Origin of the sequence: Pseudomonas coleopterorum (assembly GCF_900105555.1) — a bacterium.
Taxonomy (GTDB): Bacteria; Pseudomonadota; Gammaproteobacteria; order Pseudomonadales; family Pseudomonadaceae; genus Aquipseudomonas; species Aquipseudomonas coleopterorum.
Window position 1 is genome coordinate 3820808 of the sequence record NZ_FNTZ01000001.1, and the last position, 14982, is coordinate 3835789.

At 59.7% G+C, this 14982-nt stretch carries 14 protein-coding genes and 5 tRNA genes; 11 read left to right on the forward strand and 8 right to left on the reverse strand.

Annotated elements, in window-relative coordinates; translation table 11 throughout:
• Window positions 1-6 precede the first annotated feature (6 nt).
• The 3 genes from BLV18_RS17160 to BLV18_RS17170 form a co-directional block, all read right to left on the reverse strand.
• Window positions 7-82 (reverse strand) — tRNA-Thr (locus tag BLV18_RS17160).
• A 43-nt stretch (window positions 83-125) separates the two neighbouring features.
• Window positions 126-557 carry a pilin gene (locus BLV18_RS17165; protein ID WP_090360325.1) on the reverse strand — a complete coding sequence of 144 codons (432 nt, stop codon included), beginning with the start codon at window positions 555-557 and terminating at the stop codon, window positions 126-128.
• A 103-nt stretch (window positions 558-660) separates the two neighbouring features.
• Entirely contained in the window at window positions 661-1074 is a 414-nt protein-coding gene (locus BLV18_RS17170) for a pilin (protein ID WP_090360327.1), read from the reverse strand.
• A gap of 222 nt (window positions 1075-1296) precedes the next feature.
• Here BLV18_RS17170 and pilB point away from each other — a divergent pair, with 222 nt between their 5' ends.
• From pilB to BLV18_RS17215, 9 genes are all read left to right on the forward strand, one after another.
• Window positions 1297-3003, forward strand: a complete 1707-nt coding sequence (pilB, locus tag BLV18_RS17175; protein WP_090360329.1) for a type IV-A pilus assembly ATPase PilB — start codon at window positions 1297-1299, stop codon at window positions 3001-3003.
• Between the two features lie 3 nt (window positions 3004-3006).
• Complete coding sequence (locus BLV18_RS17180) at window positions 3007-4221, forward strand: type II secretion system F family protein (RefSeq protein ID WP_090360332.1); 1215 nt, start codon at window positions 3007-3009, stop codon at window positions 4219-4221.
• A gap of 1 nt (window position 4222) precedes the next feature.
• Window positions 4223-5092 carry a prepilin peptidase gene (locus BLV18_RS17185; protein ID WP_090360335.1) on the forward strand — a complete coding sequence of 290 codons (870 nt, stop codon included), beginning with the start codon at window positions 4223-4225 and terminating at the stop codon, window positions 5090-5092.
• Window positions 5089-5712, forward strand: a complete 624-nt coding sequence (coaE, locus tag BLV18_RS17190) for a dephospho-CoA kinase (RefSeq protein ID WP_090360338.1) — start codon at window positions 5089-5091, stop codon at window positions 5710-5712. The genes BLV18_RS17185 and coaE overlap by 4 nt, the downstream gene beginning before the upstream one ends.
• Complete coding sequence (gene yacG, locus BLV18_RS17195) at window positions 5709-5912, forward strand: DNA gyrase inhibitor YacG (RefSeq protein WP_049861149.1); 204 nt, start codon at window positions 5709-5711, stop codon at window positions 5910-5912. The genes coaE and yacG overlap by 4 nt, the downstream gene beginning before the upstream one ends.
• Before the next feature lie 58 nt (window positions 5913-5970).
• Window positions 5971-6681: a response regulator transcription factor gene (locus BLV18_RS17200; protein ID WP_279626324.1), complete on the forward strand. Its 711-nt coding sequence runs from the start codon at window positions 5971-5973 to the stop codon at window positions 6679-6681.
• Window positions 6681-8045, forward strand: coding sequence for a HAMP domain-containing sensor histidine kinase (locus tag BLV18_RS17205; RefSeq protein ID WP_090360343.1), 1365 nt, complete (start codon window positions 6681-6683; stop codon window positions 8043-8045). Before BLV18_RS17200 ends, BLV18_RS17205 begins: the two co-directional genes overlap by 1 nt.
• Before the next feature lie 85 nt (window positions 8046-8130).
• The gene (locus BLV18_RS17210) at window positions 8131-10368 is read left to right on the forward strand and encodes a TonB-dependent siderophore receptor (RefSeq protein ID WP_090360346.1); all 2238 of its coding nucleotides are present in this window, start codon (window positions 8131-8133) and stop codon (window positions 10366-10368) included.
• Complete coding sequence (locus BLV18_RS17215) at window positions 10368-11270, forward strand: alpha/beta hydrolase (protein ID WP_090360348.1); 903 nt, start codon at window positions 10368-10370, stop codon at window positions 11268-11270. Before BLV18_RS17210 ends, BLV18_RS17215 begins: the two co-directional genes overlap by 1 nt.
• Before the next feature lie 106 nt (window positions 11271-11376).
• Here BLV18_RS17215 and BLV18_RS17220 read toward each other — a convergent pair whose 3' ends face one another.
• Entirely contained in the window at window positions 11377-11802 is a 426-nt protein-coding gene (locus BLV18_RS17220) for a DUF3830 family protein (RefSeq protein WP_049860974.1), read from the reverse strand.
• Between the two features lie 100 nt (window positions 11803-11902).
• Here BLV18_RS17220 and BLV18_RS17225 point away from each other — a divergent pair, with 100 nt between their 5' ends.
• Both BLV18_RS17225 and BLV18_RS17230 read left to right on the forward strand, forming a co-directional pair.
• Window positions 11903-12532, forward strand: coding sequence for a DUF1780 domain-containing protein (locus tag BLV18_RS17225; protein WP_049860973.1), 630 nt, complete (start codon window positions 11903-11905; stop codon window positions 12530-12532).
• Window positions 12533-12861: 329 nt separating this feature from the next.
• Window positions 12862-14163 (forward strand): NAD(P)/FAD-dependent oxidoreductase, encoded by a 1302-nt coding sequence (locus BLV18_RS17230; RefSeq protein WP_090360351.1) that lies wholly within the window; start codon window positions 12862-12864, stop codon window positions 14161-14163.
• 196 nt (window positions 14164-14359) lie between these two features.
• Here BLV18_RS17230 and BLV18_RS17235 read toward each other — a convergent pair.
• From BLV18_RS17235 to BLV18_RS17250, 4 genes are all read right to left on the reverse strand, one after another.
• Window positions 14360-14436 (reverse strand) — tRNA-Pro (locus BLV18_RS17235).
• 97 nt (window positions 14437-14533) lie between these two features.
• Window positions 14534-14609: transfer RNA gene (locus tag BLV18_RS17240), tRNA-Lys, on the reverse strand.
• A gap of 5 nt (window positions 14610-14614) precedes the next feature.
• Window positions 14615-14691: transfer RNA gene (locus BLV18_RS17245), tRNA-Pro, on the reverse strand.
• Window positions 14692-14701: 10 nt separating this feature from the next.
• Window positions 14702-14777: transfer RNA gene (locus BLV18_RS17250), tRNA-Asn, on the reverse strand.
• Window positions 14778-14982: the final 205 nt, after the last annotated feature.

A 14982-nucleotide genomic window follows, 5' to 3' on the forward strand; every position in this document is an offset into this window, starting at 1 on the left:
TGGGAATGGTGCCGGAGATAGGAATCGAACCTACGACCTTCGCGTTACGAGTGCGCTGCTCTACCGACTGAGCTACACCGGCGATATAATTAATTACTATAAGCTTTCAACAAGCATCTCTTCATCTATCCCTGAAAATTTTCTGTACAGCCTTCTGGGCGATAATCGCTTCCGATTTTCGAATTAACATAGCAAACCCAGCTGCCGTCCAATGCTCTAACAACTGTAATAACACCATCCTGAACAGCTGAAGGAGCATTGAGCAACCTACACTCAAGATTTGCGGTGCCTTTTGTGTTGTCAGACATGGTAGAGAAAGCGCAACGAGCTGATCTATTTTGAATAGCAGTAAGCTCTTCTAAAGTAGGTACAGGCGCCGATACAGAAAGAGCGGATTCGTAAATTGCCCTAAGCCCTACCAGTTCTTGAAAGCTTGCTGCAACCTTACTTTTGCAAACGTATCGGGAGTACGTAGGTAACGCTACAACAACAAGAACACCCAGAACAAGAACCACCATCATAATTTCTATCAACGTGAATGCTTTTTGCCCCCTCATGATCACCACTCCAAAAGGCGAGCCAAAACATCCAGCGACTCTTGGACTCAAGCGTCAGACCCGTAGTGGAGTCTGACGCTTGATTGCATACTAGCTCAGAAAATTACGATGCAGTACAACCAGCTGGCAAATATTTGGTATCAACAGGAGCAACACATTTCCAGGTTCCGGCTGCAACCCGACTCAAGGTAATAACTTTAGTTGCTACGCCTGGATTACCAGCCATAGTACACGCGATTGATGCAGTACCATCCGTACCTACCGATACAGTCAATGTAGGGCACCGAGTAGACGTCGTCAAACCTACATCGCTTGCAGCTGTAAGGGCCGTAGTTACCCCTTCATTAATACGTGCCTCAGCTTGGGTCTTACCGGGTGTAATCTCCGCAAGCGCTGCTGTCACCTGCGATTTAGCTACATAGGTCTGGTACGCTGGCAGTGCGATCGCAGCCAGAATGCCAATGATCGCCACGACGATCATCAACTCGATAAGTGTAAAACCCTTTTGTGATTTCATGCGAATGCCCTTATAGAGGACGGAATGTCCGGCTGCTCAGTGCCAAGCATCCTTCGTGCCAGGTCTCCCATACCCGAAACCGGCGACCGCTACGACTTAAACCATCTGCAAAGCATTAGACAATGGGCACAAAATGACAAATTTTGTCACATCAAAATATAGCATTTGGCACCGGCACCTCAGTGCGCTATAAGTCACCTATTACAGATTTTGGTATTCACTATGAATGATGTCGTACTCACCGGGCTAGCCAAACGGCTGGTCGTTAGTGAAATGCTTAGTGAGCATGGGGCGCAGCAGGCTTACAAACAGGCCCTCAAAAGCCGTATCTCTTTGGTGCATTATCTAGTTCAGAATAATTTGATAACCAGCAGAGCCATTGCTGAAGTGGCCTCCGAACAGTTCGGACTATCTGTTCTTGACCTCAGTGCGATTGATAAAGATTCACAACCTAAAGGATTAGTCAGTGAGAAATTAGCTAGACAGCATCACACCATACCACTCTGGAAACGGGGAACCAAACTTTTTATCGGTCTCTCAGACCCCACTAATCACCAAGCTATCACTGATATTCAGTTCAGTACCGGACTGACGGCCGAAGCCATATTAGTTGAGGATGACAAACTAACCGATGCTATCGAGAAGTTCTTCGACTCCTCCGCTACTGGCCTTGAAGACATGGCGGATGTCGATTTAGATGGGGTTGATATTGACTCTAATAGCGATAACCGTGATGACGGTATTGTTGGTCAAGGCCAGGACGCCGACGACGCCCCCGTCGTACGCTTCGTCAACAAGATGTTGCTTGATGCCATCCGCGGCGGTTCGTCCGACCTGCACTTCGAACCCTATGAGAAAGCCTATCGCGTCCGGTTTCGGACTGACGGCATGCTCCGCGAAATCGCGCGTCCGCCGATCAATCTGGCAGGCCGCATTGCGGCACGTCTCAAGGTCATGGCCAGCCTCGACATCTCCGAGCGTCGCAAGCCGCAGGACGGCCGGATCAAGATGCGCATCTCGAAGAACAAGGCTATCGACTTTCGGGTAAACACCCTCCCGACACTGTGGGGCGAGAAGATCGTGATGCGTATTCTCGACCCGTCGAGCGCGCAGATGGGTATCGATGCGCTGGGTTATGAGCCTCATCAAAAAGAGCTTTACCTCCAGGCGTTGAGGCAACCGCAGGGGATGATTCTGGTCACTGGTCCTACAGGTTCGGGTAAGACGGTGTCGCTCTACACCGGCATCAACATCCTTAACACGGTGGACATCAACATCTCGACGGCCGAGGACCCCGTGGAAATCAACATGGAGGGTATCAACCAGGTCAACGTCAATAACAAGCAAGGATTGGACTTCGCTCAGGCGCTACGTTCGTTCCTGCGTCAGGATCCCGACGTGATCATGGTCGGTGAGATCCGTGACCTGGAAACCGCCGAGATCGCCATCAAGGCCGCACAGACCGGTCACCTCGTGCTTTCTACCCTTCACACTAACAGCGCAGCAGAAACGCTTACTCGTTTGCAGAACATGGGCGTGGCTGGCTTCAATATTGCAACGTCCGTCAGCCTGATCATTGCGCAACGGCTTGCGAGAAAATTGTGTCCGCATTGCCGCAAGGAGGCCGATATTCCGCGCGACGCACAGATCGAGGAAGGCTTCGCGCCGGAGCTGATAGGGACCTTCAAGATCTACGAACCCGTGGGGTGCGAGCAGTGCAACGGCGGCTATCGCGGTCGGCAGGGCATCTACGAGGTGGTGAAAGTCACCAAGGAACTTCAGCGCATGATCATGGAAGCCAGCAACGCGATCGAGATCGCGGCCCAGATGCGCAAGGAAGGTTTCAGCGATTTGCGAGCGTCAGGTCTGGTCAAGGTTATGCAAGGGGTCACCAGCCTTGCCGAAGTCAACCGAGTCACCAAGGATTAAGTAATGGCGGTCAAAGCAAAGATCCACGTCTATGCCTGGGAAGGGCTGGATCGCAAAGGCACCAAGATGTCTGGGGAGCTGAGCGGCCATAATCCGGCGTTAATCAAGGCGCAGTTGCGCAAACAGGGTATAAATCCAGGCAAGGTCAAGAAGAAGGGCACTTCGCTGTTCGGCAAAGGCAAACGGATCAAGCCTGCCGACATTGCTCTGTTCACTCGGCAGATGTCCACCATGATGCGCGCCGGTGTGCCATTACTGCAGTCGTTCGACATCATTTCCGAAGGTGTCGATAACCCCAACATGCGCAAGCTCGTGGATGAGATCAAGCAAGAAGTTGCTGCAGGTAACAGTTTCGCTTCTTCGCTGCGGAAGAAGCCGGAATACTTTGACGATCTTTATTGCAACCTCGTGGATGCAGGTGAGCAGGCAGGTGCTTTGGAAACCTTGCTGGATCGGGTAGCCACTTACAAAGAAAAGACCGAACAGCTCAAGGCCAAGATCAAGAAGGCGATGACCTACCCCATCGCGGTAGTAGTTGTTGCCATCATTGTTTCCGGGATCCTGCTGATCAAGGTGGTGCCGCAGTTCAAGTCGATCTTCGAAGGCTTCGGCGCGGAGCTGCCAGCTTTCACGCTGATGGTGATGGGGCTGTCTGACGTGGTCCAAGAGTGGTATTTGCTGCTGCTGGCGGGATTCGTTGGTTTGTTCTTTGGTTTCAAATATGCAATGAAGCGAAGTCCCAAACTGCGTGACACGGTAGATCGCTGGTTGCTCAAGGTGCCGATCGTGGGCGCTATTTTGTACAAGTCAGCGGTGGCTCGGTATGCACGTACGCTTTCCACCACATTCGCGGCCGGCGTGCCACTGGTGGATGCGTTGGATTCGGTGTCAGGTGCTACCGGCAACGTCGTCTTCAAAAACGCCGTAAACCGGATCAAGGCTGACGTTTCCACCGGCATGCAGCTCAACTTTTCCATGCGCTCGACGGGCGTCTTCCCCACCCTCGCCATCCAAATGACCGCCATCGGCGAAGAATCCGGCGCCCTGGACGACATGCTCGACCGCGTAGCAACCATCTACGAAGCCGAGGTCGACAACATGGTCGACAGCCTCACCAGCCTGATGGAACCCATGATCATGGCCGTGTTGGGCGTGGTGGTCGGTGGCTTGGTTATTGCGATGTACCTTCCTATCTTCCAACTCGGCTCCGTCGTCTAACATGCTCCTACTCGAATTCCTGGCCAGCCCGCTGGCCCTAGCCGCCTGCGCCCTCCTCCTGGGCCTCATCATCGGCAGCTTCCTCAACGTCCTCATCCACCGCCTTCCCATCATGCTCGACCGCGACTGGACCACGCAGTCCCGGGAAATGCTTGGCCTGCCGCCAGAGCCGGCAGGCGCGACCTATAACCTGCTGCTCCCGCACTCCGAGTGCCCGCACTGCTCGCACAAGATTCGCGCCTGGGAGAACATTCCGGTGGTGAGCTACCTGATGCTGCGCGGCAAGTGCTCCAGCTGTCGGGCGAAGATCAGTCTGCGTTATCCGCTGGTCGAGCTGGCCACAGGCATTCTCAGTGCGTTCGTGGTGTATCACTTCGGCCTGGGCTGGGAGGCGGCGGCGTTTCTGGTGCTGACCTGGGCGCTGCTGGCGATGAGTCTGATCGATGCCGATCACCAGTTGCTGCCGGATGTGCTGGTGCTGCCGCTGTTGTGGCTGGGGTTGATCGTCAATGGGCAGGGGTTGTTCACGAGCCTGTATGACGCGCTGTGGGGCGCGGTGGCCGGTTATCTCAGCTTGTGGCTGGTGTATTGGGCGTTCAAGTTGATCACCGGCAAGGAAGGCATGGGCTACGGCGATTTCAAGTTGCTGGCCATGCTGGGGGCTTGGGGTGGCTGGCAGATTCTGCCGCTGACCATTCTGCTGTCGTCGCTGGTGGGGGCGGTGCTGGGGGTGTTGATGCTGCGGATGCGCAACGCACAAACCAGTACGCCGATCCCGTTCGGGCCCTATCTGGCCATCGCGGGGTGGATTGCATTGCTGTGGGGTGATCAAATAACCACTTCATACATGCAGTTTGCCGGGTTCCGATGACAACAGCTGTGGATAAACCGTGGGTGCTGGGTCTGACCGGTGGCATTGCCAGCGGCAAGAGCGCGGCAGCGCAGCGCTTTGCCGAGTTGGGCGTGCACGTGGTGGACGCCGACCAGGCCTCGCGCTGGGTGGTGGAGCAGGGGCGTCCGGCGTTGGCGGCGCTGGTCGAGCGCTATGGCGCGGCGCTGTTGCAGGCCGATGGCAGCCTGGATCGCGGAGCGCTGCGCAAGGTGATCTTCGAGGATGCGCAGGAGCGGCGCTGGGTCGAAGCGTTGTTGCACCCACTGATCGCCGAGGAAATTGCGCAATCGCTGGCATCGGCGACGTCGCCCTACGCGGTGTTCGTGTCACCCTTGATGGTCGAGTCCGGCCAATACCGCATCACCCAGCGTCTGCTGGTGGTGGATGCGCCCGAGGCAGTGCGGGTCGCGCGGACCCTCCTGCGCGACCAAACCACACCGGAGCAGGTCCAGGCGATTCTCAAAGCCCAGGCCAGCCGCGAGCAGCGGCTGGCGCTGGCGGACGATGTGCTGGTCAACGACCGTGATCTGGCCTGGCTGCACTCGGAAGTCGAGCGGCTGCATACTTTTTACCTGACTTTGCGTGGAGGCCGAGAATGAGCCAACCCTTGACCGTTGATTGCCCGACTTGCGGGGCGCCGGTGGAATGGACGGCAGCGAATGTGAACAGGCCGTTCTGTTCCGACCGTTGCAAACTGATCGACCTGGGCGCCTGGGCGGCCGAGGAACACAAGATTCCGGTCAGCCCGGATGCCGAGGACGAGCTGTTCAGCGAGGACCTGCCACCGCGCGGTCATTGAAGCAGCGTTGCATTGCGCGATTGTGATGCAGTCTTCGGGATGCAACAATTGCGCAATTGTGAATGACTATCAAAAACCCCCTTGCGTACTGCTGGTCGAAGACGACGCCGAGCTTCGCGAACAGCTGTGCCTGCACCTGCAACGTCGCGGTCTGGTGGTGCAGGTGTGCGAACGCGGTGACGCAGCCTTGCTGCTGGCGCAGCGTGAACCGTTCGACCTGATTCTGCTGGACATCATGTTGCCCGGCCTCGACGGGCTGAAGGTCTTGAGCCAATTGCGCCAGGCCCACGGTACGCCGGTCATGCTGATGTCGGCCCTGGGCGCCGAGCAGGATCGCATCAGCGGTTTTACCCAGGGCGCAGACGATTACCTGCCCAAGCCTTTCAGCCTCGCCGAGCTTGATGCGCGTATCGACGCGCTGCTGCGCCGAGTGGCCCTGGACCGCCGCGCCACGCCGACCCGCGCTGAAACCGATATGGCCGGGTTGATCCGTGACGGCCATGCTCAGGACATCCACTACCACCAACGCCCGGCTGGATTCACCAGCTCCGAGTACCGGCTGCTGTGCACCCTGCTCGACCACGCTGGTGAGGCCTTGAGCAAGGCGTTCCTCTATCAACAGGTGCTGCACCGCAGCTACACACGGCTGGACCGCGGCCTGGATGTGCATGTGTGCAACATACGGCGCAAGCTGGGCCAGATCGGTGCCGACCATGTGCAGATCCAGGCAGTACGCGGCCAGGGTTACGTACTGGTGGTCGCAGGGTGATGCGTCGGCGTCATTCGCTGCTGTGGAAGCTGGCTTTGCTGCAGACGGGTTTCTGTCTGCTGCTGGTGTGGCTGGTGTGGTTCTGGGGCCTGCACGTGGAGCGGCGCAGTTATTTTCTAGACCCTGCCACCCGACAGGGTCTGGCGGCCCATGCCGAGCAGGCCGAACAGCGCTGGCTGAACGAAGGCGCAGATGGGGTGGAGCGATGGCGCGAACGGTTCATGGCCGATCAGCGAACCTGGGCAGCGGTGATCGGTCCGCAACTGCAAAGCCTGGGCACCAGCGCCTTGAGCCACGATGAATCCAGCCACCTGACCTTCATGCGCAAGCTCGACTGGCCCATGAGCCGACGCCTGGACGACGAACTGCCGTATGTCAGCATCGCCTTTCCTCGGCATCCCGAACAAGGTCGCTTGGTACTGCAACTGCCGGAACGGCTGCTACCGGAGGGGCTCACGCCCTGGACCCACATCGTCACTCACGGCCTGATGCCGGCTGCGCTGGCGCTGCTGTTGGGGCTGTTGCTTTATCGGCATCTGGTGGTGCCGCTCAATGAACTGCGCGAACGCGCCAACGCGCTGCGTGCCGACGACCTCGAGCCGGTCGCCAGCAGTGCGGTCGCGCAACGGCGCGACGAACTGGGCGAACTGGCCCAGGCTTACGAGCACATGGCCCAGCGTGTGCGGCAGAGCCTGCAACAGCAACGTCAATTGTTGCGCACGTTGTCCCACGAGATGCGTACCCCGCTGACCCGTCTGCGCGTGGCCAGCGACAGTGGCCTGCCAGACGGGCAATTGCAGGCGCGCGTGTCGCGCGAAGTCGACGAGATGCAGCGACTGGTCGAGGATGCGCTGGACCTGGCCTGGCTCGATACCGAACGGCCCGACCTGCCCCGAGAAGAGGTGCGGGTACGTTCGGTATGGGAGGCGCTGGTGCAAGACGTACAGTTCGAGAGCCACTGGCCGGCCCATCGCTTGCGCTGCGAGGTGCCGGACGACTGCGTGGTGCAGGCCCACCTGAACAGCCTCGCTCAGGCACTGGAGAACCTGCTGCGCAATGCGGTCCGGCACTCGCCAGCGCAAGGCTGGGTGACACTTCATGGCCACCGTGATGGCCTCTTCTGGCATTTGTGCGTAGAGGACCAAGGGCCCGGCGTCGACGTCGCCGACCTGGAGCGGATCTTCGAACCGTTTTTGCGCCTGGATGGCACGCCGGGCAAGGGCTTCGGCCTGGGCTTGAGCATCGCTCGCCGCGCCGTCGAGTTGCAGGGCGGCCAGCTGTGGGCCAGCCGCGGGGATCACGGTCTGCGCATGAACCTGCGTCTGTTGGCCCATGACTCGCCGAGCCAGACGCCAAGTGTTTAGAAAGTTAATGCGCTTTACTATCATTTAGCAATTATTATCATCTTCGATCTTCCGGCCACCCTGGCCAGTTCATGGAGATCCAACGATGCGCCTGCGCCTGCCGCCCCTGCCCTATTTCGCCGTGCTTCTGGGCGCTTGCCATCTGCTCCCCGCAACCGCGTCGGCCGACAACACGACAGCCGAACTCGTGGAGCTGGAAGCGTCTTCGGTGGTGGCCACGGCCGAAGAAGAGATCAAGCAGGCGCCCGGTGTGTCGATCATCACGGCGCAAGACATTCGCAAGCGTCCGCCGGCCAACGACCTGTCGCAGATCATCCGCACCATGCCGGGGGTCAACCTGACCGGCAACTCCAGCAGCGGCCAGCGCGGCAACAACCGGCAGATCGATATTCGCGGCATGGGGCCGGAAAACACCTTGATCCTGGTCGACGGCAGACCGGTGAACAGCCGCAATTCGGTGCGTTATGGCTGGCGCGGCGAGCGCGACAGCCGCGGTGACACCAACTGGGTGCCGGCGGATCAGGTGGAGCGTATCGAAGTCATTCGGGGTCCGGCCGCGGCCCGTTACGGCAATGGCGCGGCGGGCGGCGTGGTGAACATCATCACCAAGCAGCCGGGTACCCAGACCCACGGTTCGGCGACGGTCTACCAATCCTTTTCGCAACACAGCGCGGAAGGCACCACCAAGCGGGTCAATTTCGGCCTGAACGGGCCATTGACCGATGCGCTGAGCTACCGCGTGTTCGGCAATGTCGCCAAGAGCGATGCCGACGATCAGGACATCAACAGCGGCCATGAGTCGCGGCGCACCGGCAACCAGATCGGCACCCTGCCGGCCGGGCGCGAAGGCGTGCGCAACAAGGACATCAACGGGCTGCTGAGCTGGAAGCTCAGCCCCGAGCAGACCGTGGATCTGGAAGCGGGCTACAGCCGCCAGGGCAACATCTACACCGGCGATACCCAGAACACCAACAGCAACGCCACGGTACGCAGCCTGGTGGGCCATGAAACCAACATTCTCTACCGCGAGAACTACGCCCTGACCCACCGCGGCGACTGGGATTTCGGCACCTCGCTGGCCTATCTGCAGTATGAAAAGACCCGCAATCGACGCGTGAAGGAAGGCCTGGCAGGTGGCACCGAGGGCATCTTTTCCAGCACTGATTTCACCACCAACGTGGTGCGCGACCTGACTGCCCACGGCGAGGTCAGCCTGCCGCTGCATTGGGGCGTCGATCAGATGCTGACCTTGGGCACGGAGTGGGTCGAGCAGAGCCTTGGCGACCCCAATTCCAACGTGCAGACCACCACGGCCGGTGGCGCCATACCGGGCCTGGCCAGCAGCAACCGCAGCGGTAGTTCGGAGGCACGCATCGCTTCGCTGTTCGTCGAGGACAACATCGAGCTGTTCCCCGGCACCAAGCTGACCCCCGGCTTGCGCCTGGACCATCACGACATCGTGGGCGACAACTGGAGTCCGTCGCTCAACCTGTCCCAGGTGCTGACTGACACTGTGACCGTGAAGGCCGGCATCGCCCGTGCCTACAAAGCGCCGAACCTCTACCAACTGAACCCCAACTACCTGCTGTATAGCAACGGTCAGGGTTGCTACGGCCAGACCACCAGTTGCTACCTGCAGGGCAATGCCGACCTGGAAGCCGAAACCAGCGTCAACAAGGAGCTGGGCGTGGAATATCGCAAAGACGGCGTGGTGGCCGGCCTGACCTACTTTCGCAACGATTACCGCAACAAGATCGAATCGGGCCTGACCCCGGTCGGCACCGCCATCGGTGGCAGCGGGACGACTGCCAACGCCAGCATCTTCCAGTGGGAAAACGTGCCCAAGGCCCTGGTCGAGGGATTGGAAGGCAACCTGACCTTGCCCCTGACGGATGATCTGAACTGGACCAACAACTTCACCTACATGCTGCGTTCGGTGAACAAGGAAACCGGCGATGTGCTTTCGGTGACGCCCAAGTACACCCTGAATTCGATGCTCGACTGGCAGGCCAGCGAAGCGCTGTCACTGCAGGCCAATGTGGCCTGGTACGGCAAGCAGAAGCCCAAGAAATACGACTACCACGGTGCACGAGTGACCGGCACATCCAACAATCAGCTGTCGCCCTACGCGCTGGTCGGCGTCAGCGGCACCTATGCGCTGACTCGGCACCTGAGCCTGACGGCGGGCATCGACAACCTGCTCGACAAGCGCCTGTATCGCGAGGGCAATGCCCAGGGTGTGAACAACATCGAAGGCGCGGGCGCGGCCACCTACAACGAGTCGGGCCGCACGCTCTACACCAGCCTGACGGCGTCGTTCTGATGAAGCATACGATCATCAGCGGGCTGGCAATGGCCGCCCTGATTTCACACGGCGCCGCGCAAGCACGTCCGGACCCGCAGCAGCCCATGGTGGCCCCGGTGCTGGAACGGCCCGACACTGGCTATGGGTTCACCACCCGACCCCTGGACTCGGCGGACGGGCAGCGGCATTACCGGCTGTACATCGGCCGCCCGGACCAGCCCGCCCCGGCCGCTGGCTACCCGGTGGTGTACCTGCTCGATGGCAATGCTGCCGTGGGTTCATTGGACCAGACACTGCTACGGCGCTTGAACGAAGGCGCGGACGCACCGCTGATCGTGGCCATCGGCTCGACCACGCCGCTGCGTATCGACCGACCGGCGCGAACCTTCGATTACACGCCTCAAGTGACCGGCGACACGCAGATCGATGCGCCCTCCGGGTTGCCCAGCGGCGGCGCCGATCAGTTTCTCGATCTGCTGGATCAGCGAATCAAACCGCTGGTGGAGCACGCCGTACCGGTGGATGTGAAACGGCAAACATTGTGGGGGCATTCCTATGGCGGATTGCTGGTGCTGCATGCCCTGCTGACCCGGCCTGGGGCGTTTCAGCATTACGCTGCGGCCAGTCCTTCGCTGTGGTGGGAAAACGGTGCGGTGCTCGAGCCGTTGGACGGCTTGGCGGACCAAGTGGGCCAGAACAAGGTGGGGTTGACGTTGATGCGGGGTGACGCCGAGGCAGCCGGACCGGGTGGGCCGGCGCGCTCGACGCAGGCGCCGGGGGTGGCCATGGAGCGGTTGTTGAAGGGTGTTAGCGGCGTGCCCGGTTTGCGCGTTGATTACCACGTGTTTCCCGGGCTGGGGCATGGGCCGATGTTGCCTGCCTCCCTTCATTACATTCTGGAAAACCGCGTGTACCGTTGACGCGGCTTGCGCCGCTGCTACAGGGGATTGGCGCTTTTCTGTAGCAGCGGCGCAAGCCGCGTCCGGTCGCACCGCGCGGCTTCGACCAAACCGCGTCGCGAACGGATCACGCCAATTCGAACAGCACCTCCTGTGCCCCTTCCCACAACGTCTTCACGCCCAGGGCTCGAAGGTTTTCCTTGCCCTGCACGATGGTCAGGAAATGGTTGCCGGCCAACTGCCCCATCTTGCTGGCGAAACAGCACGAGCCGTAGGCCAGCAGGATTTCCGTTTCGCTGTACGGCCCCGGATAAAACAGCACGTCCCCTACCGACGGGTGACTGGTGTGGTTCTCGAAGCCTACCGGCGCATCGCCTCGCAGCAACTGAAATTCACCCAACGGCACCCAGCACGCCTCACCGCTCCAGCGTACGTGGATGATTTTCTGCCGATAGGGCAGCAGCTTGAGAAACGCCTCCACCGTCTGCGGTGCGTCGGGGTGGGTTTCGGCCAAGAATTCATAGCCGCCGGAGGTGATCTTGATGCTGGGCATGGTGCAGCTCCTGGGAAAATCCCATCCTTACCCATTGCCCGGCGATTTTGAAGCGTTGGCCATTATTCTTTTCGTCGCACAGGCGGGCTAAGCTAGGGCCATGGATGACTCCGACTACCTGCGTTTGCTCACCAGCCAGGCCGAGCAAGCCAACGCCTTTCTGTCCAATGCGCGCAAATGGGAGCGCGAGCGTTGGGTGTGCGAGCGCCTTTTGCAGGGTCTGAACATCACCTACCGCGACGACGAGTTCACCCCTGCCGGCCAGGAGCCGCCGGACGTGCTGTTTCGCGACGCCAGTTTCGAAGTGTTTTTCGTACTCGATGAAGGTCGCCGACTCAATGATGAATGGCGTGAAGAGCTGCAACGCCGCCGCAGCGCCTTCTCCCTCAGCCAACTGGTGCGCCGCGAAGCTCGGCCCAAGCGCATTCGTGCGCCAGAGCTGCTGCAACGGCTCGCCCCGACCCTGCGCAAGAAAGCCCACAACTATCGCGAACGCGGCCTGGACCTGGGCGAGCTGGACATCATTGCCTTTGCCAGCCTCAAGCGCGAAACCCTGGACCTTAACAGCCATTTTCCGCCGCCTACCGAATTTCTCCGCCAGGGCTGGCGCTCGCTGTCGCTGGTCGGACCGACCTTCGCGCGGGTCTTGTTCGCCCATCCGGATGCGCCGGATTTTCTGCGCAACAACCTGGGCCGCAGCATCGTTTTCGATGTCGGCATCAGTTTGTGACAACCGCCATTTATCAGCCATGGCGTATCCGCAGCGGCGATGATACAAAGCGTCATCGTCCGTACCGACTGTCAGGAACCCTGTAGCCTTGCCAGCGTCTGAAACGTCTACCTGTTCATGGTTCCAAGCCCTGCCACGTGAACCGCGCCCTATGGGTCGGCGATTGTCTGTGTGCTTGTCGGCAGCAAGTCGAGCGTCCGCTCCTTGCCTCGATAACCGCCGTCGCAGGGCCCGCGGAACCGTCTGCCTGAAGGTGTGGAGCTATGAGCTGCCTTGCGCTCGCCCCCCTCGCAGACCCAACGAATTCCTTAACCTTATGAGAGCTTTCCATGACACATCGCATCGTTATCGTCGGCGGCGGCGCCGGCGGCCTGGAACTGGCCACCAGCCTGGGCAAGACCTTGGGCAAGCGCGGCACGGCCAGCATCACGCTGGTGGACGCCAACCTGACCCATATCTGGAAACCGCTGCTGCATGAAGTGGCAGCCGGTTCGCTGAATTCGTCAGAAGACGAGCTCAACTACGTTGCCCAGGCCAAGTGGAACCATTTCGAGTTCCAGCTGGGTCGCATGAGTGGCCTGGACCGGGCGGCCAAGCAGATCCAGCTGAGCGCTACCCTGGATCCGGAAACCGGTCTGGAGCTGGTGCCGGCGCGCAGCATTGGCTACGACACGTTGGTGATCGCCGTGGGCAGCACTACCAATGACTTCGGTACCCAGGGTGCAGCCGAGCATTGTCTGTTTCTGGACACGCGCAAGCAGGCCGAGCGCTTCCATCAGCAGTTGCTCAACCACTACCTGCGTGCGCACGCCGGACACGATGAAAGCCGCGCGCAGATCAGCGTGGCCATCGTCGGTGCCGGTGCCACAGGGGTCGAGCTGGCGGCCGAGTTGCACAATGCGGCCAAGGAACTGGCGGCCTATGGTCTGGGCCGCATCGCGCCCGAGAACATGCGCATCACCTTGATCGAAGCCGGTCCACGGGTGTTGCCGGCGCTGCCGGAGCGTATCGGCCAACCAGTGCACCAGACTCTGGAAAAACTGGGCGTGACGGTGCTGACCAATGCCGCCGTGAGCGAAGTGACTGCCGAAAGCCTGCTGACCAGCAGTGGACAGGTCATTCCTGCCAGCCTGAAGGTGTGGGCGGCGGGCATTCGGGCGCCGGGTTTCCTCAAGGACATCGATGGCCTGGAGACCAACCGCATCAATCAGCTGGTGGTGCGCCCGACCTTGCAGACCACTCACGACGACGACATCTTCGCGTTCGGCGACTGCGCGGCGTGCCCTCAGCCGGGTACCGATCGCAACGTACCGCCGCGCGCTCAGGCCGCCCACCAGCAGGCTTCGTTGCTGGCCAAGTCTCTGAAGCTGCGTATCGAGGGCAAGGCCCTGCCGGAGTACACCTACAAGGACTACGGCTCGCTGATTTCGCTCTCGCACTTTTCGGCGGTGGGCAATCTGATGGGTAACCTGACCGGCAGCGTGATGCTGGAAGGTTGGCTGGCACGCATGTTCTACGTGTCGCTGTACCGGATGCACCAGGCGGCGCTGTATGGCCTGTTCCGTACCGGCATGTTGATGCTGGGCAGCCGTATCGGACGTGGCACTGAGCCGCGATTGAAGTTGCATTGATGGAGGATCGGCCGCGTTACTTGTGACGTGACGCGGTGATGCCGGACGCGGCTTGCACCGCTGCTACAGGGGCGTGCGAGCTGCGTCACCGGCGACGCGGTGGGGCCGGACGCGGCTTGCGCCGCTGCTACAGGGGGTGGCGCATTGAATTGGGAACAAAAAAAAGGCGCCTATGACAGGCGCCTTTCTTCGAATATGGTCGGGGTAAGGGGATTCGAACTCCTGACATCCTGCTCCCAAAGCAGGCGCGCTACCGGACTGCGCTATACCCCGGTACAAAAAAGGCACCCCGGAAGGCGCCTTTTCTGCTGCCCACCGGTGTTAATCGGTGGGGCTTTTAAGATTCGACCCGGCGAACCGGAATCAAAAATGGTGGGTCGTGTGGGATTCGAACCTACGACCAATTGGTTAAAAGCCAACTGCTCTACCAACTGAGCTAACGACCCAAATATGGTCGGGGTAAGGGGATTCGAACTCCTGACATCCTGCTCCCAAAGCAGGCGCGCTACCGGACTGCGCTATACCCCGATATGAAATTTGGCTCCGTGACCAGGACTCGAACCTGGGACCCAATGATTAACAGTCATTTGCTCTACCGACTGAGCTATCACGGAACTATCAATTTCAGAACATCTACAGCAATTTCAGTACATCTACATCTGCTACAGCTTCAAGCCTGTATCACTACCGCCTTGAACTCTTCGACCTGTTCGCATCGCTGCGTTCATGTCTCTGAGGCGCGCTATTCTACAATCTTCAAAACCCCTGTCAACCCTTTAAATTGCTTTCAAGACACTGATTTGCAACTTTTTTTCAGAA